At 64.0% G+C, this 681-nt stretch carries 1 protein-coding gene; it reads right to left on the bottom strand.

Annotation, left to right across the window (positions count from 1 at the left end; genetic code table 11):
- Nucleotides 1-681 (bottom strand): FAD-dependent oxidoreductase (locus tag ACK41V_RS23635; RefSeq protein WP_409786129.1); only part of this gene is annotated, 681 nt, incomplete at both ends.

Genomic DNA, 681 nt, shown 5'->3' with positions numbered 1-681 from the left:
GGTCGGATGAATGTGCACCGCGTGGGTGATCGTGGTGTAGGGCTTTCTGGCGTACATCACGTCGAGAATGCTCTGAACCGCCTCATCGCCGCCGGTGCCCAGGATCGATGCGCCGAGGATCTCCTTGCTGTCGGCGTCGACAACCACCTTCATGAACCCTTCGGTCTCGCCTTTTTCGACCGCACGACCGACACGGGTCATTGGTCGCCTGCCGACGGCAATCTTGCGGCCAGTCTTGCGCGCCTCGGTCTCGCTCATTCCGGCGCGCCCGAGCGGTGGATCGATATAGAGCGCGTAGGTGGAGATGCGGTCGCTCACCCGCCGCGGCTCGCCATCGAGCAGGTTCGCCGCGACGATCTCGAAGTCGTTATAGGCGGTGTGGGTGAAGGCGCCGCGGCCGTTGCAGTCGCCCATGGCGAAGATGTGCGACACGTTGGTGCGCAATATGTCATCCACCTCGACATAGCCGCGCGCGTCGGTGTTCACGCCCGCCTTGTCGAGGCCAAGATCGTCGGTGTTCGGCCGCCGTCCCGTTGCGAGCAGCAGATGTGAGCCGGTGATCTCCGGCGCGCCCGAGGTGCAATCGACGCCGGCGGCGACATCGTCGCCCTGCCTCGCAAAACGGATGCATTCGGCATTGAGCCGGAACCGGATGCCCTCCTTTTCCAAAATTGCCAGCAC

Source organism: Acidovorax sp. (assembly GCF_046291265.1).
In the GTDB taxonomy this organism is placed as follows: domain Bacteria; phylum Pseudomonadota; class Gammaproteobacteria; order Burkholderiales; family Burkholderiaceae_C; genus Acidovorax.
Note: the sequence above shows the minus strand (reverse complement) of the source record. Positions and strands in the feature narration are given on the sequence as shown.